16 protein-coding genes are annotated in these 19,610 nt (G+C 72.2%); 7 read left to right on the top strand and 9 right to left on the bottom strand.

The window, feature by feature from the left end:
* Nucleotides 1–85: 85 nt before the first annotated feature.
* Nucleotides 86–829, bottom strand: coding sequence for a glycosyltransferase family 2 protein (locus ACFY0P_RS47910; RefSeq protein ID WP_388928802.1), 744 nt, complete (start codon nt 827–829; stop codon nt 86–88).
* 172 nt (nt 830–1,001) lie between these two features.
* Here ACFY0P_RS47910 and ACFY0P_RS47905 point away from each other — a divergent pair, with 172 nt between their 5' ends.
* Nucleotides 1,002–1,784, top strand: coding sequence for a response regulator transcription factor (locus ACFY0P_RS47905; protein ID WP_388928801.1), 783 nt, complete (start codon nt 1,002–1,004; stop codon nt 1,782–1,784).
* A gap of 1 nt (nt 1,785) precedes the next feature.
* On the top strand, nt 1,786–2,898 hold the full coding sequence (locus ACFY0P_RS47900) for a sensor histidine kinase (protein ID WP_388928800.1): 1,113 nt from the start codon (nt 1,786–1,788) through the stop codon (nt 2,896–2,898).
* 21 nt (nt 2,899–2,919) lie between these two features.
* Here ACFY0P_RS47900 and ACFY0P_RS47895 read toward each other — a convergent pair whose 3' ends face one another.
* Nucleotides 2,920–3,909 (bottom strand): NAD-dependent epimerase/dehydratase family protein, encoded by a 990-nt coding sequence (locus ACFY0P_RS47895; RefSeq protein ID WP_388928799.1) that lies wholly within the window; start codon nt 3,907–3,909, stop codon nt 2,920–2,922.
* A 122-nt stretch (nt 3,910–4,031) separates the two neighbouring features.
* Nucleotides 4,032–4,802 carry a maleylpyruvate isomerase N-terminal domain-containing protein gene (locus ACFY0P_RS47890; RefSeq protein ID WP_388928798.1) on the bottom strand — a complete coding sequence of 257 codons (771 nt, stop codon included), beginning with the start codon at nt 4,800–4,802 and terminating at the stop codon, nt 4,032–4,034.
* 187 nt (nt 4,803–4,989) lie between these two features.
* Here ACFY0P_RS47890 and ACFY0P_RS47885 point away from each other — a divergent pair, with 187 nt between their 5' ends.
* Entirely contained in the window at nt 4,990–6,183 is a 1,194-nt protein-coding gene (locus ACFY0P_RS47885) for an acyltransferase family protein (protein WP_388928797.1), read from the top strand.
* A 30-nt stretch (nt 6,184–6,213) separates the two neighbouring features.
* On the opposite strand, the gene ACFY0P_RS47880 is transcribed toward ACFY0P_RS47885, so the two are convergent.
* The 3 genes from ACFY0P_RS47880 to ACFY0P_RS47870 all read right to left on the bottom strand — a co-directional run bounded on the left by ACFY0P_RS47880 (nt 6,214) and on the right by ACFY0P_RS47870 (nt 11,212).
* Nucleotides 6,214–6,792, bottom strand: a complete 579-nt coding sequence (locus ACFY0P_RS47880) for a hypothetical protein (protein ID WP_388928796.1) — start codon at nt 6,790–6,792, stop codon at nt 6,214–6,216.
* 275 nt (nt 6,793–7,067) lie between these two features.
* Nucleotides 7,068–8,519, bottom strand: a complete 1,452-nt coding sequence (locus ACFY0P_RS47875; RefSeq protein WP_388928795.1) for an alpha-amylase family glycosyl hydrolase — start codon at nt 8,517–8,519, stop codon at nt 7,068–7,070.
* Complete coding sequence (locus tag ACFY0P_RS47870) at nt 8,516–11,212, bottom strand: glucosidase (protein ID WP_388928794.1); 2,697 nt, start codon at nt 11,210–11,212, stop codon at nt 8,516–8,518. Before ACFY0P_RS47870 ends, ACFY0P_RS47875 begins: the two co-directional genes overlap by 4 nt.
* A 263-nt stretch (nt 11,213–11,475) precedes the next feature.
* On the opposite strand from ACFY0P_RS47870, the gene ACFY0P_RS47865 reads away from it, so the two are divergent.
* Nucleotides 11,476–12,144, top strand: a complete 669-nt coding sequence (locus tag ACFY0P_RS47865; protein ID WP_388928793.1) for a hypothetical protein — start codon at nt 11,476–11,478, stop codon at nt 12,142–12,144.
* Nucleotides 12,145–12,171: 27 nt separating this feature from the next.
* On the opposite strand, the gene ACFY0P_RS47860 is transcribed toward ACFY0P_RS47865, so the two are convergent.
* Entirely contained in the window at nt 12,172–12,876 is a 705-nt protein-coding gene (locus tag ACFY0P_RS47860; RefSeq protein WP_388928792.1) for a hypothetical protein, read from the bottom strand.
* 290 nt (nt 12,877–13,166) lie between these two features.
* Between ACFY0P_RS47860 and ACFY0P_RS47855 the strand changes: the two genes are divergently transcribed.
* Both ACFY0P_RS47855 and ACFY0P_RS47850 read left to right on the top strand, forming a co-directional pair.
* Complete coding sequence (locus tag ACFY0P_RS47855) at nt 13,167–14,372, top strand: glycosyltransferase (RefSeq protein WP_388928791.1); 1,206 nt, start codon at nt 13,167–13,169, stop codon at nt 14,370–14,372.
* 76 nt (nt 14,373–14,448) lie between these two features.
* Nucleotides 14,449–14,811 (top strand): signal peptidase I, encoded by a 363-nt coding sequence (locus ACFY0P_RS47850; RefSeq protein WP_388928790.1) that lies wholly within the window; start codon nt 14,449–14,451, stop codon nt 14,809–14,811.
* On the opposite strand, the gene ACFY0P_RS47845 is transcribed toward ACFY0P_RS47850, so the two are convergent.
* Nucleotides 14,733–15,659 (bottom strand): helix-turn-helix transcriptional regulator, encoded by a 927-nt coding sequence (locus ACFY0P_RS47845; protein ID WP_388928789.1) that lies wholly within the window; start codon nt 15,657–15,659, stop codon nt 14,733–14,735. The genes ACFY0P_RS47850 and ACFY0P_RS47845 overlap by 79 nt on opposite strands.
* A 206-nt stretch (nt 15,660–15,865) precedes the next feature.
* Between ACFY0P_RS47845 and ACFY0P_RS47840 the strand changes: the two genes are divergently transcribed.
* Entirely contained in the window at nt 15,866–16,201 is a 336-nt protein-coding gene (locus ACFY0P_RS47840) for a hypothetical protein (RefSeq protein WP_388928788.1), read from the top strand.
* Between the two features lie 42 nt (nt 16,202–16,243).
* Here the strand turns inward: ACFY0P_RS47840 and ACFY0P_RS47835 are convergent, their stop codons facing one another.
* Nucleotides 16,244–19,144 (bottom strand): trehalase family glycosidase, encoded by a 2,901-nt coding sequence (locus ACFY0P_RS47835; RefSeq protein ID WP_388928787.1) that lies wholly within the window; start codon nt 19,142–19,144, stop codon nt 16,244–16,246.
* Nucleotides 19,145–19,610 lie beyond the last annotated feature (466 nt).

The raw sequence follows: 19,610 nt of genomic DNA, 5'->3' as shown, positions 1-19,610 counted from the left end.
GCGGGTGGGGGAGGCACGACTGCCCGCGGCTGAGATGTGTCACGAGCGCCCTCGGCTGGGGAGATGCGGCGGGCGTAGCGCCCCGTCAGGGGCGCGGGGAACTGCGCGACCAGCCCCCACCGGCCTGCACCCGAGGTGGCTCGTGCAGCACCCGGCTCATGTCCCGCACCGCCTGCCACGTGCCGCGCCACGTGCCCGTCACCTTCGAGGAACCCGCACGCGGCCGGTACGGCACCTCGTGCTCGGCGATCCGCCATCCCGCGTCCGCCGCCCGCACCACCATCTGGAGCGGATAGCCACTGCGCCGGTCGTCGAGCGACAGCGCGAGCAGCCCCTCGCGGCGAGCGGCCCGCAGCGGGCCGAGGTCGTGCAGGCGCAGCCCCGTGCGGCGCCGCAGCATCCGCGCCAGCGCCAGATTCCCCGCGCGGGCATGCGCCGGCCACGCGCCCCGCCCCTCGGGGCGTCGGCGGCCGAGCACCAAGTCCGCCTCGCCGTCCAGGACTTCCCGCACGAACGGCACGAGAAGCCCGGGGTCCAGCGAGGCGTCGCAGTCGCAGAAGCAGACGATGCCGGCGGACGCGGCGGTCAGCCCCGCATGGCACGCCGCGCCGAAGCCGCGCCGCGCCTCGTGGACGACGGTCGCCCCGTACGCCCGGGCGATGTCCGCCGAGCCGTCGGTGGAGCCGTTGTCCACCACTAGGGCCCGCCAGCCCGCCGGGATCCGGCCGAGCACCCAGGGCAGGGCCTCCGCCTCGTTCAGACAGGGGAGGACGACGTCCACGTCCGTCGCCGGGGATGGGGAAGAAGGTGAGGTGGTCACGGCCTTCACCCTACGAACGCGAACCGGACATTCCGGGCCTGGGCTGCTTACGAAACGCGGACGTCGACGCCCGACGGCGCCGCCGCCCCCGCCTCCCGGGTTCCTTACGAAACGCGAACGTCCCACCCCGGGCCCACGCCCGGCCGCGACACCCGCGACGGCCCGGTGCGAGGGTGGAGGCATGCAGCAGCCGTACGAGCTCACCGACACCGGGGCCACCGCCGGTGCCGCCCGGGTCCTGGTCGTGGACGACGATCCGACCGTCTCCGAGATCGTCGCCGGGTACCTGGACCGCGCCGGGTACCTGGTCGACCACGCCGGTGACGGCCCCACCGCCCTGACCCGCGCCGCCGCCCACTGGCCCGACCTGGTCGTGCTCGACCTGATGCTGCCCGGCATGGACGGCCTGGAGGTCTGCCGGCGGCTGCGCGGCCACGCCCCCGTCCCGGTCATCATGCTCACCGCGCGGGGCGACGAGGACGACCGCATCCTCGGCCTGGAGGTCGGCGCCGACGACTACGTCACCAAGCCCTTCAGCCCCCGGGAACTGGTCCTGCGGGTCGAGTCGGTGCTGCGCCGCAGCCGCCCCGCTCCCGCCGACCGGTCCTTCTCGTCCGCCGGACTCACGCTCGACCCCGGCGCCCGCCGCGCCACCAAGGACGGCGCCGAACTCGCCCTCACCCTGCGCGAGTTCGACCTCCTCGCCTTCTTCCTGCGGCACCCGGGACGGGCGTACAGCAGGGAGGACCTGATGCGCGCGGTGTGGGGCTGGGACTTCGGCGACCTGTCCACCGTCACGGTCCACGTCCGCCGGCTGCGCGCCAAGGTCGAGGACGACCCGGCCCGGCCGCGGCTGATCCAGACCGTGTGGGGCGTCGGCTACCGCTTCGAGCCGAACGGACAGGACGGGCAGGACAGCCAGGGCGGCAAGGGCGACCAGGGCGGACGGGAAGGAGCGGCCTGACATGCGTGACACCTTCCTCATCGCCCTGTACGCCTTCGCCGGCGCCGCCGGCACCGGAGTGCTCGGGGCGGCCGCGCTGCGCCTGCTGCGGCGCCGCTCGCTGACCGCGTCCCTCGCCGTGGTCGCGGCCGTCGGCGTGGTCGCGATGCTCGCCGGCACCCTGGCCGTCGCCTGGGCGATGTTCCTCTCCTCGCACGACCTGTCGGTGGTGACGACGGTCGTCGCGATGGCGGCCGTGGTGTCCCTCGCGACCGCGCTGATACTGGGCCGCTGGGTCGTCGCCCGCAGCCGTGAACTCGTCCTCGCGGCACGCTCGTTCGGCGAGGACGGCGACTTCGCCGCGCCGCCGGTCCCGGCCACCGCCGAACTGGCCGAGGTGAGCCGGGAACTGGCGGCGACGAGCGCGAAGCTCGCCGAGTCCCGCGAGCGTGAGCGCGCGTTGGAGACCTCGCGGCGGGAACTCGTCGCCTGGATCTCGCACGACCTGCGTACCCCGCTGGCCGGTCTGCGCGCCATGTCGGAGGCCCTGGAGGACGGTGTCGCCACCGACCCCGACCGCTATCACCAACAGATCCGCACCGAGGTCGAGCGCCTCAACGACATGGTCGGCGACCTCTTCGAGCTCTCCCGCATCCACGCCGGAACGCTCGCGCTGAGCCCGAGCCGGATGTCCGTGTACGACCTCGTCGGCGACGCCCTCGCGGGCGTCGACCCGCTGGCCCGCGAGTACGGCGTACGGCTGGTCGGCGACCGGGTGGAGCCGGTGCCGGTAGAGGTGGACGGCAAGGAGATGAGCCGGGTGCTGGGCAACCTGCTGGTGAACGCCATCCGCCGGACGCCCCCCGACGGCACGGTCGCGGTCGCCGCCGAGCGGTCGGCCGAGGGCGCCGTCGTCCTGTCCGTCACGGACGGCTGTGGCGGCATCCCCGACGAGGACCTGCCCCGCGTCTTCGACACCGGCTGGCGCGGCACCCACGCCCGCACCCCGCCGGCCGGAGCCGGCCTCGGCCTCGCCATCGTGCGCGGGATCGTCGAGGCCCACCAGGGCCGGGCCACCGTGCACAACATCCCCGGCGGCTGCCGCTTCGAGGTCACGCTGCCGGCGGCGCCGTGACGCCCCCGGCGGCGTCACGGCTCACTCCGCGCGCGCGAACTCCCGCATCCCCTCCGCGAACCCGACCTCGGGCTTCCAGCCCAGGTCGGCCCGCAGCCGCGAGGAGTCGGCCGTGATGTGCCGGACGTCGCCGAGCCGGTACTCCCCGGTGACCAGCGGCAGCGGCCCGCCGTGCGCCTCGGCCAGCGCGCGGGCCATCTCGCCGACGGTGTGCGGCTCGCCGCTCCCGGTGTTGTACGCGGTCAGGACTCCCGGGGCCGGCCGTGCCTCAAGCGCCACCGCGTTGGCGGCGGCCACGTCCCTGACGTGCACGAAGTCCCGGCGCTGCCGCCCGTCCTCGTACACCCGGGGCGCCTCACCCCGGGCGAGTGCGGAACGGAAGAAGGAGGCGACGCCCGCGTAGGGGGTGTCGCGGGGCATCCGGGGCCCGTACACGTTGTGGTAGCGCAGCGACACCGCCGAACCGCCCGTCGACCGGGCCCACGCCGCGGCCAGGTGCTCCTGGGCCAGCTTGGTCGTGGCGTACACGTTGCGCGGATCGACGGGGGCGTCCTCACCGACCAGACCCGGCGTCAACTCGGCGCCGCACACCGGGCAGTTCGGTTCGAACCGCCCCGCGTCCAGATCGGCGACCGCGCGCGGCCCGGGCCGTACGACGCCGTGCCGCGGGCACTCGTACCGCCCCTCCCCGTACACGACCATCGACCCGGCCAGCACGAGGTGCCGTACCCCCGCCCCGGCCATCGCGGAGAGCAGCACGGCCGTACCGAGGTCGTTGCGCGAGACGTACTCCGCCGCGTCACCGAACCCGACCCCGAGGCCGACCATCGCGGCCTGGTGGCAGACCGCGTCGACGCCCGCGAGGGCCCGCCCCACCGCCACCGGGCTGCGCACGTCGGCGCCCGGATCGTCCCGGACGTCGAACACGACCGTCTCGTGCCCGCGCGCCGTCAGCGCCTCGACGACATGGGACCCGATGAACCCGGCACCGCCGGTGACCAGTACACGCATGAGGCCACGCTAGGCGCGCGCGACGCCCGGACCACGCGCCCACGCCCGCACGTCACGACTCCGTAAGGCGTGCGGCCCCAAGGCCCGTCGACCGGTTCAGCCGCCTGGTTCAGCCGCCTGGTTCAGTAGCCGCCGAGCAGCGCGCGCACCCTGCGCAGGGCGTCCGGTCCCGCGGCGCTGTGCCAGCGGGTCGGGTCGGCGGGGCGGCGGCCCCACAGCAGCAGCACGCGGACGGCCGCGTCGCTCTCGATCGTCGCGGGGCCCTCGGGTGCGGCGAGCCGGATGCCGGCGCCGTCCGCGTCGGCGGTCACCACGACGTCGTCCATGCCGGGCGTACGCAGCCGGCCCTCGAACCGGCCCTCCGGGCCCAGGTCGAGACCGGCGCGGCCGCGCTCCAGCAGCGGCCGGCCGACCGACGTCACGCTGTGCTCCGTCATCCACGGCTCGTTGAGCGCCTGCACCGCCGTACGGTCGTCGCCGGTCAGGTCCCAGCGGTGCAGGATCAGCTCCTCCCGCATGTGCTCGGCGAAGAAGGGGACCTTCACCGTGCGTCCGGTCCACATCACCTCGGTGTCCGGGGAGAGATCCCGGGCGGCGGCCGCGGCGACCTCGCTGAGCTTCTCGCAGCGGCTCAGGAACGCGGCCCACAGCTCGGTGTCCGACATCCGCCGGTAGGGCTCCTCGCGGTCGAATCCCCTGGTCTCCACCGGCGCACCGGCGAGGAACGCCTGCAGCACCCGGGCCAGTTCCTCGGCGTTGCCGGTCTGGTGGACCAGGACGTCCCGCACCGTCCACGCCTCGCACCACGTACCGTCGTCGGGCCGCCGCCCCTGAACGGCGTGCACGAAGGGGGCCAGCTCCGGCAGGGTCTCCTCGACCCGAGAGGGAATCATGCGCCATGGGTAGCCGAACCCGCCGCCGCCCAAACGACCCGGAGACCTCGGCGCGGGGCGGCCGGGCGCGCCGGTTGAACGGCCCAGCCGGGGGTCACGTACCTGTCGTTGTGGGCGGCGCCGTGCCGCCCGAAGGCATCGGTGCCGCGCGGCAGCCGGTGTTCAGAGGAAGGGCCGAACCATTTCAGTGGATGCGAGTCGCCCGGCCGGCAGTGCTCTCGACCTGGCCGTCCCCGTGCGCCGGGAGGAGAACGGGACCGGGGGCGGGGACGGAGCGCGGGTCCGCCGACCAGCGCAGGTACAGGGCCTGGACGGCCTCCGTGGCCTGGCGGCGCTCTACGTCGTCCTGTTCCACTGCTGGCTGTACACCTTCCCGGGCTATCCCCACAGTTCGGCGCCCCCCTGGCTGGGCGGGCTGATGTTCGGGCGCCTTGCCGTCGTCTTCTTCCTGGTGCTGTCCGGGTTCTCGCTGGCGATCTCCCCGGCACGGCACGGCTGGCGGTCGGCCGGTGTCGGCGAGTTCCTGCGCCGACGCGCCTGGCGCATCCTGCCCCCCTACTGGGCGGCCCTGGCCATGAGCCTGCTGATCTCGTGGTTCGTGGTGCCGGCCTCGCACTTCGGTCCGCCCACCGGCGCGACGGTTCTGGTGTACGGCCTGGTCGCCCAGGACGTGGTCACCGCCCCGACGCCGAACGGCGCGTTCTGGTCGATTGGAGTGGAGGCCGAGCTCTACCTCCTCTTCCCCCTTCTCCTCCTCGTCCGCCGGCGCTGGGGCGCCGCGATGATGGCCGCTTCGGTGACACTCCCGGTGGTCGTCATCGGCCTGACGGCACCCGGCGCCAACCCCGTGGAGGGCGACAACTGGCTCGCTCCCCATCTCGCGCCGGTGTTCGCCGCAGGCGTGCTGGGCGCGGGAGTCGTGGCCGCCGGAGACAGGGTGCGACGGCTGCCGTGGGGATGGTTCGCCGTCCTGGCCGCCCTGCCGGTCGTGGCCCTCGGCGTCGTCCGGGGTTCTGCCTGGACGGTGAACCACTACTTCTGGATCGATCTCGCCATCGCTCCGGCCATGACGATGCTGCTCGCCGCCGTCGCCACCGGAAAGCCCGGCGTTCTCGTACGGCTCCTGACGGCACGCCCCGTCCACGGCCTCGGCGGTTTCTCCTACAGCCTCTACCTGATCCATCTTCCGATCGTCCTGGCCGTGATACGCCGGGTCGCCCCGTATGTCGTGTCGCCGGGACTGCCGACTTTCTGGTTCACGCTGGCGGTGGGCCTGCCGGGTTCGGTCATCGCGGCGTGGCTGTTCTCCAAGCTCTTCGAAATGCCGTTCAAACGGAACAGGTCCTGGAAATCGCTCGTCGCAGCCCGCTCCGGCGCGTGAGGAAGACGGCCGGCCCCCTCCGGCCGGCCGTCAGCCCGTCGCCGTCGATTTCTGGCCGGAGGGAGTGACGGCGTACCACTCCTGATCCTTGCCCTGGCCGTTCGTCTGTCCGGCCGCCGTGTCGCCCACATACCGGTAGAGCGGCCAGCCGGCGAGGGTGAGCTGTGTCTCGCCGTTCCGGTGGACGGTGCCGAGGAGACTCTTCTCCACCCCTGAGGTCTGTACGGACTCCGGCACGATCACCGGCAGCCAGGTCTTGGTGCACGTGCCGGAGCACGTCCACTTGGAGGGGTTCGGCTGGTCCTTGTCGTAGCGGTAGAGGGTCAGCCCCTTGTCGTCGGTGACGATGCTGCCCAGCCCCTGCGCCGTCCTGGCCATCACCACGGTGGTGGTGGCCGGCTGCCCGCTCGCGGGACTGCCGGCGGCGGCCGGCGAGGAGGCGGCCGGCGCGGAGGCGGCCGGATCCGACGTGGCCGAGGTCGCCGACGTGACCGGGGCGACCGGGGCGGCGTTGCCGGTGTCGGTGCCGTTCGAGGAGCCGCACGCCCCCAGCAGGAAAGCGGAGGCGAGCCCCAGAGCCAGGCTCGGACCGATGCGTCGCGGGATCAAGGAGGTGCCCTTCGTCGGAGTCGCGTCTACCTGCTCCTTCAGTACGTCCGTCGGCTCCCGCCCGCTCAGCCGCCTCGACCCTGTGACGCACTCTTGACCATCGCGCGATGCAGTGCTGACGACACGTCATGCCGTCGCCTGCGGTTCGGAAACCGCCGCCCATGCGAAGGAGACAGGAAATGACGCACGAAATGACCGGAGTCGGCGGACGGCACGACCAGCGGAGCGCTTGGCACCGGCCCCGGCCGCCGACCACACGGTCGGCGGCTCCTCGGTCACCGCGGGAGCGAGAGCAGGTGCCACTGCCAGGCGTCGAGCGCCACGAACAGGCCCGGGTCGGCCAGTTCGTCGCCCTCCCGGTCGTAGGTGATCCCGTCGAGCAGCCCGGTCAGTCGCCAGGAGCGGCCCCGGAGTCCGGCCCAGGGCAGGGGAACCCGCCCCTGGGCCGGCTCCCCGGAGTAGTTGATCACGGCGAGGCAGTTGTCCCGGGCGGTGGTCCAGGACCACGCGAGCAGACTGCGGTGGGTGTCGTTGTCCGGCCAGCCGGTGCAGGCCAGCAGCTGCCAGTCACCCTCGCGCACGGGGGCGACGGCGGCCACGAGACGCTCGTAGAAGTCACGCAGGGCCGCGTCGGCAGGCTCCTGGGGCCGGCGGGCGAGGAACACGGGCGGGCGTACCCGGCGGCCCTCGAACTGGCCCTCGTGCCAGAGGGTCGCGCCGGGCAGGGTGGCCACGGCCACGGCCGCCGCCCGCCCCTTGTCGCCCGGCAGGGTGACGGCGGCCCGGGGTTCGTCGTGGTTCTCCAGGAACCGGACGAGTCCGCGCTGGTAGCCGAGGCCGGCCTGCACATGGGCGCGGACGGAGCCGGCGTCCTCGTGGACCAGACGGTCGTAGAGCCGCTTGTCGTAGCAGTGGTCGAAGCCCTGCTGCTGTAGGGCCCACTCGAGGTCCCAGTACGCCTCCGCGACGAAGAGCAGGCCGGGATGGCGCTCCCGCACCCGGCGGACGACGTACGGCCAGAAGTCCTCGGCGGGGACCTGCCCCGCCCGCTCGCCCCAGGTCTTGGCGAACACGTCGTTCATCGGCAGCATCGCCATGTCGCAGCGCACGCCGTCGGCCTGGTCGCCGATCGACACCAGCGTCTCCACCGTCGCCGCCCGGAGCCGCTCGCTGAAGGCGTTCAGCTGCACCACGTCCGGCCAGGGCGGGAAGTAGGGGTCACGGCCCCGGGCGAACACCGTTCCGCCGGTCTCCAGGAACGACTCCGGCGAGCGGGCCAGGTCCTCCGGCGTGCCCTGGACCAGGCAGTCCGGACGCTCGGTGAGCCAGGGGTGGTCGGGGGCCACGTGGTTGGGGACGTAGTCCAGGATCAGGCGCACTCCGCGCGCGGCGAGTTCGGCCCGTGCCGCGGCCAGCCCCTCGGGACCGCCGAGGGACGGGTCGACGACGTAGTTCCGTACGCAGTACGGCGATCCGGCGATGTCCGCCTCGGTGAGGCCGGGCAGCGCCTCGCGGAAGGAGGCGAGCAACTCCTCGTCGCCCAGGGCGATCCGCAGCCCGGCCGGGCTGCGCTCCCACACGCCCATCAGCCACACGGTGTCCACGCCCGGCCGCGCGACCTCGTCCCAGACCTCCCCGGGAACCTCGCCGAGGGTGACGGAGCGCCCGAAGCGTGCGCTCAACTCGCCCAGCCAGACGAGGGTGTTGATCTCGTAGATCATCGTCATGACAGCGGCTCCTCCCGCAGGGCGCCCCAGTCTCCCGCGCCGACGACCCGGAACAGCGTGGCGGTGACCGCGGCCAGTCCGGTCCAGCCGGTCTGGTGGGAGGCGCCGAGGCCGGCGCCGTTGTCGCCGTGGAAGTACTCGTAGAACAGGATCAGGTCCTTCCAGTGCGGGTCCTTGGCGAACTTGGCCTGGGTGCCGTGCACCGGGCGGTGGCCGTCCGCGTCGCGCAGGAAGGTCGAGGTGAGCCGGCCGGAGATCTCGCGGGCGACCTCGTACAGGTTCAGCTGCCGGCCGGAACCGGTCGGGCACTCCACGGTGAACCCGTCACCGTGGTAGGCGTGCAGGTTCAGCAGGGCGCGGACGAGCAGGACGTTGACCGGGAACCAGACCGGGCCACGCCAGTTGGAGTTGCCGCCGAACATGCCCGAGTCGGACTCGGCGGGCAGATAGCCGACACCGTACGTCTCCCCGTGCACCTCGAACGTGTAGGGGTGCGCCGCGTGGTGGCGGGACAGGGAGCGGATGCCGTGCGGGCCGAGGAACTCCTCCTCGTCGAGCATGCGGGTCAGGACGCGGCGCAGCCGGTCCTCGCCGAACAACGCGAACAGGTGCCGTCCCTCCGCGCCGGACCCGAGGACGTCGCGGGAGGCGACCAGGCCCTCGACGGCCGGGTGCCGCCGCACGAACTCCCGTGCTCCCTGGACGAGTTCGGGGAACCTGCGGTCGGTCCAGGCACCGACCACACTGGTCGCGACGAGCGGGATGAGACCGACCAGGGAGCGGACCCTGAGCGGGGTCGCGCTGCCGTCGGGCAGCCGCAGCACGTCGTAGAAGAAGCCGTCCTCCTCGTCCCACAGGCTCACGTTGTCCTTGCCGATACGGTTCATGGCGACGGCGATCCACGCGAAGTGCTCGAACAGCGTCTGCGCCTGCTCGATGTACACCGGGTTCTCCGCCGCCAGCTCGACGGCGATCTCCAGCAGGTTCTGGCAGTACAGCGCCATCCAGGCGGTGCCGTCGGCCTGGTCGAGGTGGCCGCCGGTGGGCAGCGGCGCGCTGCGGTCGAAGACACCGATGTTGTCCAGGCCGAGGAAACCGCCCTGGAAGACGTTGTTGCCGTCGACGTCCTTGCGGTTGAGCCACCAGGTGAGGTTCTTCGTCAGCTTCTGGAAGGCGTTCTCCAGGAAGGCGCGGTCACCGCGGCCGGTGCGCTGCTTCTCCAGCTCGTAGACGAAGAGGACGGCCCAGGCGTGCACGGGCGGATTGACGTCGCCGAAGTTCCATTCGTACGCCGGGATCTGGCCGTTGGGATGCAGATACAGGCGGCGCAGCAGCAGCTCCAGCTGCGACTTGGCGAACCCGATGTCGACCATGGACAGCGCGATGGTGTGGAAGGCGAGGTCCCACGCCGCGAACCACGGGTACTCCCAGGTGTCCGGCATCGACATGATCTCGTCGTTGACCATGTGGTACCAGGCGCTGTTGCGGACGCGCGGGTCGGCGCCGAGCGGATCGACGCCGTGCTCGGCCAGCCAGCGCTCCACGTCGAAGTAGTAGTACTGCTTGCTCCACAGCATCCCGGCCAGTGCCTGCCGCACCAGCCGCCGCTCGTCCTCGCCGAGGCCGTCCGGGACGACGCCCTCGAAGAAGGCGTCGGCCTCGGCCCGGCGGTTGTCCAGGACCTGCCCGAACCCGGCCCACGGATCGGCGGGTTCGCCGTCCGTCAGGCGCAGGCGGACGGCGGCGCTGCCCCCGGCGGGCACGGTGAGGACATGGTGGACGGACGCCTTGGTGCCGGTCCGCGCGGGATTGACGGCGTCCCGCTCGCCGTGGACGACGTACCGGCCGATGCCGTCCTTGACGTAGGGGGTGGCGTTGGGGCTGCCGAAGATCCGCTCGTTGTCGGTGTCGTTCTCGGTGAAGAGGGTCTCCGCCGCACCCTCGAAGTACAGTCGCCGCGGGCCGAGTTCCGCGTGGTCGGCGAGGATCGCGCCGTCCGTGTGGCGCAGGCCGGGTACCTCGGTTCCGCCCGCCCACGACCAGGTGTGCCGGAACCACAGCGTCGGCAGCAGATGGAGCGTGGCCTCGTCGGGTCCGCGGTTGTGCGCGGTGATCTCGACGAGCAGGTCCTCGGGGCCGGCCTTGGCGTACTCGACGAACACGTCGAAGTAGCGGTCCTCGTCGAAGACACCGGTGTCCAGCAGCTCGTACTCGGACTCGCCGCGCCCGCGGTCCCGGTTGACGGTCACGAGCTCGTCGTACGGGAACTCCGCCTGCGGGTACTTGTAGAGGAACTTCAGGTACGAGTGGGTGGGCGTGCTGTCGAGGTGGAAGTAGTACTCCTTGACGTCCTCACCGTGGTTGCCCTCGGCGTTGGTGAGGCCGAACATCCGCTCCTTGAGGATCGGGTCGCGGCCGTTCCACAGCGCGAGCGCGAAGCACAGCCGCTGCTTGTCGTCGCTGACGCCCGCGATGCCGTCCTCGCCCCAGCGGTAGGCCCGGGAGCGGGCCTGGTCATGGGTGAAGTACGACCAGGCGTCACCGCCGGGGCTGTAGTCCTCGCGCACCGTGCCCCACTGCCGCTCGCTGAGATACGGCCCCCAGCGCCGCCACGCCTCCCGCCCCGCGTCGGCCGCCGCCAGCCGCAGCCGCTCGGCGTCGGCCCCGCCACCGCTCTCCGTGTCATCCGCCATCGCACGCCCTCCCTGTACGGCACCTGCACCCGCACTCGGACACCTCGGACTCGGTCGCCACCATTCTGCGGGGTCCGGGCCGCCGGAGCAGCTGTCCGCGAGCCTCCTCGGCCCGGCTTGCCCGGGTCTTGGCGGTCTGCCTGCGCCGGGCTCGCACGCCCTGCGGACGAGGCCGGTGCTCCCGTTCGCCCATCCCGCCCGGCGTGCGCGTTTCCCGGTAGGGCAGCATCTGCTCAGCTGCCACCTACCCGTGAGGGGACGTCATGCCGTCTGTTCGCCCTGCCGCCGTGCCGGCACTGCTGACCTGTCTGCTGCTGGCGGGCTGTTCGTCCGTCCAGCTGGGTACGTCGGACCCGTCCTCGTCGGGCGCCCCGGCTCCGGAGGCATCCCCGTCGGGTGCCGCGGGCGCGGTGCATGACATCGCGGTCGGCGCCGGCCCGCAGAAGAAGTACACCGTGCAGCAGCAGCCGGCCGCCGGGTCGTGCCACTACCGGTACGACAAGGGGGAGCCGCTGGAGGATGCCGCGTGCACCCCGGGCGCGATCTCGCCGGCCGTCACCCAGGCCAACCTGAAGACGACGATATGCCGCAAGGGCGGCTACACCTCCGGCGTCCGCCCCTCCGCCTACGTCACCGGCAAGGAGAAGAAACTCAACGCCGTCTCCTACGGCTACACCGGAGTCATGGGCGAAGCCGAGTACGACCACCTGATAAGCCTGCAGCTCGGCGGCGACCCCAACGACCCACGCAACCTGTGGCTCGAACCCCCGGACCCGAACCACAAGAACAGCCAGGGCGTCAACAACAAGAAGGACCCGGTGGAGACCAAGCTGCACACCGCGGTCTGCGCGGGCAAGGTCACCCTCGCCCAGGCGCAGCAGGCGATCGTCACCGACTGGACCACGGCCCTCGCCACGCTCGGCCTCGGCTGACCGTGGCGCGGGCAGGTGCGCGAGGAGTCAGCCCGCGGAGGTGTTGTAGTTGACGATCCCCTCCACCATGAGAGCGATCGCACCCGCCAGCGGGCTGTCCGCTCCCTTGCTCACCACGTCGGGTAACCGGTGTGCTTCCTCCTCGGTGGCCGCCACCATCCCCCAGAAGGCGTTGAAGCCAGAAGGATCCGCAGGTTTGTCGGCGGCCGCCCCGACCGTCATGACGCCGCCCTCCTCGGCCACGGCGAGCGCGCCCATCTGCCGCAGCGTGCCGGGATCCCGCCCTTCGGCGGCCACTACGCTCCACCCCGTCGCCTCTACGCACCGCAGAGCGGCGAGAAGGCTGCCGGCGCTGTCCTGGCCGGTCAGGACGATGTCGGGCAGGACGAGGGCCACCGGCCCCCGCGTCATCGGCAGACCGGAGCGGATCGCGCCCTCGAGGCCCGGCTCGAGCGACTCGTCCTGGTAGACGAAGACCATCTGAAGGGTCCTGGCATACCGTGCGAGATAACCCACTGTGTCCAGCTTGTGTGTCCCGAACACGACGACCACGCGCACGTTGAGTCCGCTCTTGGCCAGTTCGACGACGGCTTCCAGGCTGCGGTCCAGCACGGTGACCCCAGGGGCCAGACAGTGCAGCTCTTTCGGATAGGGGGCACTGAACCGTGTTCCGAATCCGGCGCAGGGCAGGATGATCGAGACATCGGGGACGGGCGCGGAAGAACGATGCATGGAGTGGCTCTCGGATTCTGTTGTCGATCGGGGAACCTTGCGCGCCTTGCAGGTTGCGTGCGGCTCAGGGCCGAGTCCGTACCACTGGCCCGGAGGGCATGCTCGCGATCACCGTAGTTACCGGGGACGGCTCGGGGCGAGACGGCCGCTGACCGACGGGGGACCGCATGGGGCGGGGAGTGCCTGGGTATTCAGCACCACGGTGCTCGCGGAACCTCCGCCGCCTCCGGTGTCACACACGTACGGCGAGGACCGAAACGCAGGGAAGACAGAGCGAAAGAGGGCGCTGGATGCGGGTGCTGTTGTCCACGTACGGGACGCGCGGCGATGTCGAACCGCTGGTGGCCCTCGCGGTGCGGTTACAGGCGCTCGGCGCCGAGGTGCGCATGTGCGCCCCGCCGGACGAGGAGTTCGCGGAGCGGCTGGCAGGGCTCGGCGTGCAGCCGGTGCCGGTCGGGCCGCCGGTGCGGGAACTGATGCGCGGGACGACTCTGCCGTCGGCGGCGGACCTGTCCCGGTACCGGACCGAGATGGTCGGCACGCAGTTCGACGTCTTCCCCGCGGCGGCCGAGGGATGCGACGTGCTGGTGGCCGCCGGCCTGGCGCAGATCGCCGCACGGTCCGTGGCCGAGGCCGCGGGCATCCGCTACGTGTACGCGTGCTACTCGGCGGTCAACCTGCCGTCGCCCCACCACGCCCCGCCACCGCGACCGGGCTGGCCGGAGCCGGAGGCGCACGACAACCGGACGCTCTGGGAGCTGGACGCCCACAACGTGAACGCGCAGTTCGGTGAGCCGCTCAACCACCACCGGGCAGCGATCGGTCTGCCGCCCGTGGACAACGTCCGCGACCACGTCTACACCGACCGGCCGTGGCTGGCGGCGGACCCGGTCCTCGGACCGTGGCGGCAGACCCCGGGCCTCGACGTCGTACAGACAGGTGCCTGGACCCTGCCGGACGAACGCCCGCTCCCGGCCGACCTGGTGACGTTCCTGGACGCGGGCGCGCCGCCGGTCTACGTGGGGTTCGGCAGCGTACGCCCGTCGCCGGGCATCGCCCGCAAGGCCGTCGAGGCAAGTCTGGCGCAGGGGCACCGCGTACTGGTCTCCCGCGGCTGGGCGGACCTGGACCTGCCCGAGGTCCGGGACGACTGCTTCGCCATCGGCGAGGTCAGCCACCAAAGTCTGTTCCCCAGGGTGGCCGCCGTCGTGCACCACGGCGGTGCCGGCACCACGCTGACGGCAGCCCGGGCGGGCGTGCCGCAGGTGGTGGTGGCCCTCCAGCTGGCGGACAACCCGTACTGGGCGCGCCGGGTGGCGGACCTGGACATCGGCGCGGCACTGGACGAACCGGACCCGGCCGCCGAAACCCTGCGCGTCGCGTTCAAGACGGCCCTGGCACCCGGGACGCGGGCGCGGGCGAGGGCGCTGGGCGCCAGGATCCGCACCGACGGAGCGGCGGTGGCCGCGGGCCTGCTCCTCGACCTGCTCCGGTGAACACCGGCCGCGACCTCGGGCCGCCCGGCGCTCTGTCCGCAACGACGCGACAGCCCGGCTGTTAGCGTTCGGACGCATGGAAGACGGCGTGTACGTGGGCAAGGCGGGCAAGGACGCGGCGCTGGACCGGGGATGGCTGCTCGGGCACTTCAAGGAGCACGACGACCCCCGGCACAGCGACGCCGTGGAGGTCAAGTGGGGTGTCCACCCACGCGGCGAACAACGCACGCAGTGGGTGAAGGGCGAGGTGCGCACAGCTCTCCTGGTGCTCATCACGGGGCGTTTCCGCATGGAGTTCCCCGGCCGCAGCGTGCTGCTGGAAGAGCAGGGCGACTATGTCGTCTGGGGCCAGGGAGTGGATCACTCGTGGGTCGCGGAGGACGAGTCCGTCGTCCTGACCGTCCGCTGGCCTTCTGTGCCCGGATACGCCGCACCGTAGGACCGCCCGCCGCTGATCAACAGCTGGAGACGGCCGAGGCGGTCCACGGTTTCCGTGCCCGGTACGGGCTGGAGCAGGAGAAGCCGTTGCCGGGACAGCGGGCTGGCGAGAACGACACAGTCCAGAACGAGGCGCCCCACGTGCTCGTTGACCACGGTCTTCGTCGAGCAGTGCAGGGTCGACACCCGGTGCTGGTCCCACATCTCGGCGAACTCCGGGCTGGCTGCGCGCAGATCGCGGACCAGCGCCGCGGCGGCGGGGTCGTGGCCGCGCTGGGCGGCCGTGGCCCTGAGGTCGGCCACGTACGAAAGGCCGGTCGCCTCCTCCTCCCGCGGTGACGCCGAACGCAGCACGGAACGCCAGTGCGCGGAGGTGAACCAGTGCCAGGTCAGGTTCTTCTCGTGGCCGGGCCGGCCGGCGAACGAGCCGAGCAGCGCGATGTTCAAAGGGTTCTGCGCGACGACATTGGACAGGTCGTCGCAGATGGTCGCGGGCGTCGTGGCTGCCACCGCGTCCAGGGTGTACGACAGCCCCGGGTCGACGTAGTCCGGTGGCTCGGCCGACGTCGGCGGTGCCTGCCCGGCCAGCAGACACAGATGGCGCCGTTCGTCGGGTGTCAGCCGCAGGGCGGCCGCGATGCTCGCCAGCATCGACGCCGACGGCTGGGGACCACGTGCCTGCTCGAGGCTCTCGTAGTAGGCGGTGGACATGCTGGCCATCGCCGCCACCTCGTCGCGGCGCAGTCCGGGAGTCCGGCGCCGGGTGCCGGGGGCGAGGCCGAGGTCCTCCGGACGCAGGGCCGCACGGCGACGGCGCAGGAAGTCCCCCAACTGGATCCGGTCCGTCACCTGGGTACCGGGGGTGGGCCGGGCACGGACCGCCGGCGTCTGACGCGACCGCACAGGAGGGTGATCAGCGGGTCGTCGACCGCGTCGGTCTCCGTCCGCCGCACGAAGGCGTGGGCGATCCGGTCGGGCACCGCGGCCCCGACGTCACCTCTGAGGCTCCTCAAGTCGCTTGGCACGCACCGGACATCGCCGTCAGGCTGGTCCACATGACAGGAATCACGGGACTGGGCAGGAAGAACACCTTCGTGCTGACCATCCGCGACGCGGACGAGGTCGCGGCGGCCCTGCGCCGGGCACTGGCCGAGGTCTCGCCGGAGGAACGCCCGGGCCTGGAACGCGCAGCCGCACTCGTGGAGTCCACCGCCTCCGCCACGGAGAGCCGGCTGCGCGCCCGCTGGGTCCGCTCCCGGCTGGCCGCCACCGGCTTCACCGGGGACATCACCTCCGTCGCCGCGGTGAAGGCACTGCGGCAGGCGGAGCCGAAGCTGAGCCTGCTCGCGGCGGTGCAACTGCAGAAGGAGGCGGTGGCGCACCCCGAGTGATCCGGCAGCCGGCCATCGGTCTTGGGCGGGTCGCCGGAGCACTCAGGAGGTGAGGTAGCAGCCTTTCCGTACGCCCGGCAGCGGGTCCGTGCCCCCGAACGCCGCCGTCGTACAACCGGCCCCGCCGGTGAACGTCCGGTAGACGAAGCTGCCCCGGGCGCCGTAGGCCACCGTCTGCCGGCCGCTGAAGGCGCAGGTCCCGGTCTCGTCCGAGCAGTTCGTGGCGTAACCGGCCGGACCGCCGGTGGCGGTGTAGCAGGCTTTCGACTCGCCGGGGATCGGGTCGCCGAACCTCGCGTCGGTGCACGGGGTGTCGCCGGTGGCCGTGAGCGTGGTGAACGCTCCGAACGCGCCGTACATCACCGGCTGCCCGGCGGCGGCCGGGCACGTGCCGTTCTGATCCGCGCACTTGGTCCAGCCGCCGGCCGGTGCCCCGGCGGACGGCAGGTAGCAGGACTTGGCGACGCTGTCGACGGGATCGCCGAAGTGGGCGTTGGAGCAGGCGACCGAGCCGTTGGTGACCTGGTGCACGAAGTTGCCGTTGGCGCCGTAGACGACGTCACGGTTGTAGCCGGGTACGGCGCAGGTGCCGTTCTCGGCCGCGCAGACGGTGTAGCCGGGCGGGCCGCCCGCGTCGGCGACGTAGCAGGACTTCACCAGGTTCGGCGTCGGGTCGCCGCCGAAGGAGTCGTTGGTGCAGGCGGTGGTGCCGGTCACCGTCTTGTACGTGTACGTCCCGGCGCCGTACGCCACCGAGCGGGTGCCGCTGAAGGAACACGTGCCGCCCTCGCCCCCGCACCGGGTGTAGCCCGCGCGCAGCGCACCGGTGGTGGCGGGGTCGGCGGGTGCGGCCGGGTCGCCGAGGCCGGTGGCGGTCACGGTGTAACTGCCCGGCGCGACGCCGGTGAGGTAGACGTAGGCGTCGTCCTGGCTCGCGCCGGTGATGCCGGAGGCGGGTGTGAAGGTTCCGTTGTTCCAGACGACGGCGCCGTTCACGGACACCGAGACGTTGCCGCCGCCGAACTTCGGGACGCCGATACGGCCGCTGGTGCCGGACGGGCCGGTCAGGTGCGCCGAGTAGGTGCCGGCGGCCGGGTCGCGGGACCAGGAGGCGTCCACGGCGCCCTGGGGCAGGGTGATGCGGCCCTCGGCGCTGGTCAGGTCGCCGGGGTGCGGGACGAAGCGGTAGGCGCCGGTAGCCGACTCGGGCGCGGTGCCGAGCACGTCGAAGGTGAGCGTGGAGGTGGGCGCCGAGGACCAGCCGTGGGCCAGGCTCATGAACGAACCGCCGTAGGCGAGCCCGCCGTCGGCCTTGACGCCCTCCCAGAAGGTGCTCTTCGTACCGATGCCACTGTCGAGCATGTGCCCCCAGGTGCGCCGGATCTGGTCCAGGGCGGTGTAGTCGTCGTTCGCCGTGAAGCGGGCGTTGAGCTCCATGCCGCCCGTGAAGGGCGAGACGTTGCCGCCCCATTCGGGAGTGGTGGGGCCGTACGCGCCCCAGTTCTTCCCGAGTCCCGCGACGACGCTCCTCGCCCTGGCCGCCGTGTCGGTCAACCCGTACCAGACCGCGAGGGAGTTGCCGTCCTGCGGATGCAGACCGCTGGTGGGGTTGTCCTTGTACATGCCCTTCGAGGCGTCCCACAGCAGGGAGTTGGCCGCCGCCTTGATCGCGTCCGCCCTGCCGGTCCAGCTCGCGGCGAGCGCGCTGTCGCCCTCGGCCGCGGCCAGGGTCGCGCCGCCCTTGAGCGCGGCGTACAGCAGCGCGTTGGCGGAGATGTTCTCACCGCCCTGGCCGACGCGGGCCCAGTCCTGGGTACGGGTCACGTTCAGTAGGTCGTTGCCGTCGATCTTGTTGGTGATGAAGGTCATCCCGCGCTGGTAGTTCGCCCATTCGGAGTCCAGCCACGCCCGGTCGGCGGTGTACGTGTAGTACGTCGACGTGCCCAGCAGCGTCCAGGTGTGGTAGGTGTCCGAGCCGGTGAGGTCGAACGGCGGCCCCGACCAGGGGATCTCACCGTCCGCCGACTGCGCGTCGTACATCGTCGTGAGCGCGTTGCGGGTCGAGGTGAGGTCGCCCGAGTACGCGTACTGCGTGGGTACGGCGATGCCCATGTCGCCCGGCCACACCGTGCGGTCCCGCTTGGCGCCGTCGACCAGGACGGAGTCCCCCACGCCGACGGTCGCGCTGTTGTCCCACGCCGACGCCGGCGGTGGCCAGGCGCGGCCCTGGTCCGAGGCGATCGTGTCGAGCTGCACCGTGTAGGCCCCGGCGTACCAGACGCGGTTGAGCAGATCGTCGCTGGAGTGGAAGTAGTTGGGGTAGTCGGCCGGGTCGGACGTCCCCGGCGCCGCCGTGAAGTCGAGGCTGACGCCCTTGAGGTCCACCCAGCCCGAGGTGTCGAGGAAGACGGTCAGGTAGCGGAATCCGCCCCGGAGTTGAGCGGTGGGGACGGTGTAGGTGCCGTTGGCGGAGGCCGTGGTGTAGAGGGCGCCGTCCTCGCCGTCGCGGCCGCTGCTGCGGTCGCTGTTGTTGCCCACGTAGAGCGACGACTCGCTGAAGGCCAGGCCGACGCGTTGCCCACTGTCGCTCGCGCTTCCGAAGGACAACGTTGTCGCGCCGCCGGTCTCTTTGCCGAAGTCGAGGGTGACGGCGGACTGTGAGCCGGAGATCCGGGTCGGCTGTCCGCTCAGCACGTTCTGCGGGTTCGCGACACTGCCGGACGTCCGGTAGACGGCGGTCGGCTTGAGGGTGCGCGAGGTCGGCGAGTAGTTCAGGGGGTCGGCCGCCGCTGTGCGGGCGCCCGTCGGGGCCTCCGCGGCGGACATCGGCACGGCGCCGGTGGCGGGGGCCGGGCCCGTGGCGAGCACGGTGGTCGCGAGGACGGCGAGGCCGAGCAGATGGTGTCGGCCCGGCGGTCTGCTCAGTGGTGAGCGACGGCGCATGGAAGCCTCCTGGGTGGGGGTCTGGGGAGCGACTCTCTGAAACGATTCAAATCCGGGGCGCACGAAACCCGGCGCCTGTCGCGACAGCTGGATGCACGAGGAACCTCGCCGAAGTCCCACCGATGATGGGCGCCCGAAAACGGGGTGTCAACCGTCACGCCCGTCTCTCAACTCCTCTGGTTCGATGCACCCTTGCGGCATTGACAGGGACCCGCCAAGCCGGTTCACTGCCTCGCAGACAGGTATGGACCAGTGCTCGATCCCGGCCCGGCTCGACCGGAGCCGCCGGCCCCCGCCACGCGCGCCGACCGTCGTCCCTCATCCTGAAATCGAGGCGAGCCCCGGTGTCCTCACGCAGCTCAGACATCGTTGTCGTACCGCGCCTTCTCGGCTTCCTCGCGGCGGCCGTGCTCGCGTTCGCCGCCCTCGTGCCGGTCGCGACACCCGCGTCCGCCGCCACCCAGGT

The sequence above is a fragment of the Streptomyces sp. NPDC001714 genome (genome assembly GCF_042892755.1).
GTDB lineage: Bacteria > Actinomycetota > Actinomycetes > Streptomycetales > Streptomycetaceae > Streptomyces.
This window is presented reverse-complemented; position numbering and strand designations above follow the sequence as displayed.

What these genes read in the sequence shown, in the direction of transcription:
- ACFY0P_RS47905 (WP_388928801.1), top strand. Translation starts at nt 1,002, where the DNA reads ATGCAGCAGCCGTACGAGCTCACCGACACCGGGGCCACCGCCGGTGCC.
- ACFY0P_RS47860 (WP_388928792.1), bottom strand. Translation starts at nt 12,876, where the DNA reads ATGCATCGTTCTTCCGCGCCCGTCCCCGATGTCTCGATCATCCTGCCC.
- ACFY0P_RS47850 (WP_388928790.1), top strand. Translation starts at nt 14,449, where the DNA reads ATGGAAGACGGCGTGTACGTGGGCAAGGCGGGCAAGGACGCGGCGCTG.
- ACFY0P_RS47855 (WP_388928791.1), top strand. Translation starts at nt 13,167, where the DNA reads ATGCGGGTGCTGTTGTCCACGTACGGGACGCGCGGCGATGTCGAACCG.
- ACFY0P_RS47900 (WP_388928800.1), top strand. Translation starts at nt 1,786, where the DNA reads ATGCGTGACACCTTCCTCATCGCCCTGTACGCCTTCGCCGGCGCCGCC.
- ACFY0P_RS47840 (WP_388928788.1), top strand. Translation starts at nt 15,866, where the DNA reads ATGACAGGAATCACGGGACTGGGCAGGAAGAACACCTTCGTGCTGACC.
- ACFY0P_RS47835 (WP_388928787.1), bottom strand. Translation starts at nt 19,144, where the DNA reads ATGCGCCGTCGCTCACCACTGAGCAGACCGCCGGGCCGACACCATCTG.
- ACFY0P_RS47870 (WP_388928794.1), bottom strand. Translation starts at nt 11,212, where the DNA reads ATGGCGGATGACACGGAGAGCGGTGGCGGGGCCGACGCCGAGCGGCTG.
- ACFY0P_RS47865 (WP_388928793.1), top strand. Translation starts at nt 11,476, where the DNA reads ATGCCGTCTGTTCGCCCTGCCGCCGTGCCGGCACTGCTGACCTGTCTG.
- ACFY0P_RS47890 (WP_388928798.1), bottom strand. Translation starts at nt 4,802, where the DNA reads ATGATTCCCTCTCGGGTCGAGGAGACCCTGCCGGAGCTGGCCCCCTTC.
- ACFY0P_RS47875 (WP_388928795.1), bottom strand. Translation starts at nt 8,519, where the DNA reads ATGACGATGATCTACGAGATCAACACCCTCGTCTGGCTGGGCGAGTTG.
- ACFY0P_RS47895 (WP_388928799.1), bottom strand. Translation starts at nt 3,909, where the DNA reads ATGCGTGTACTGGTCACCGGCGGTGCCGGGTTCATCGGGTCCCATGTC.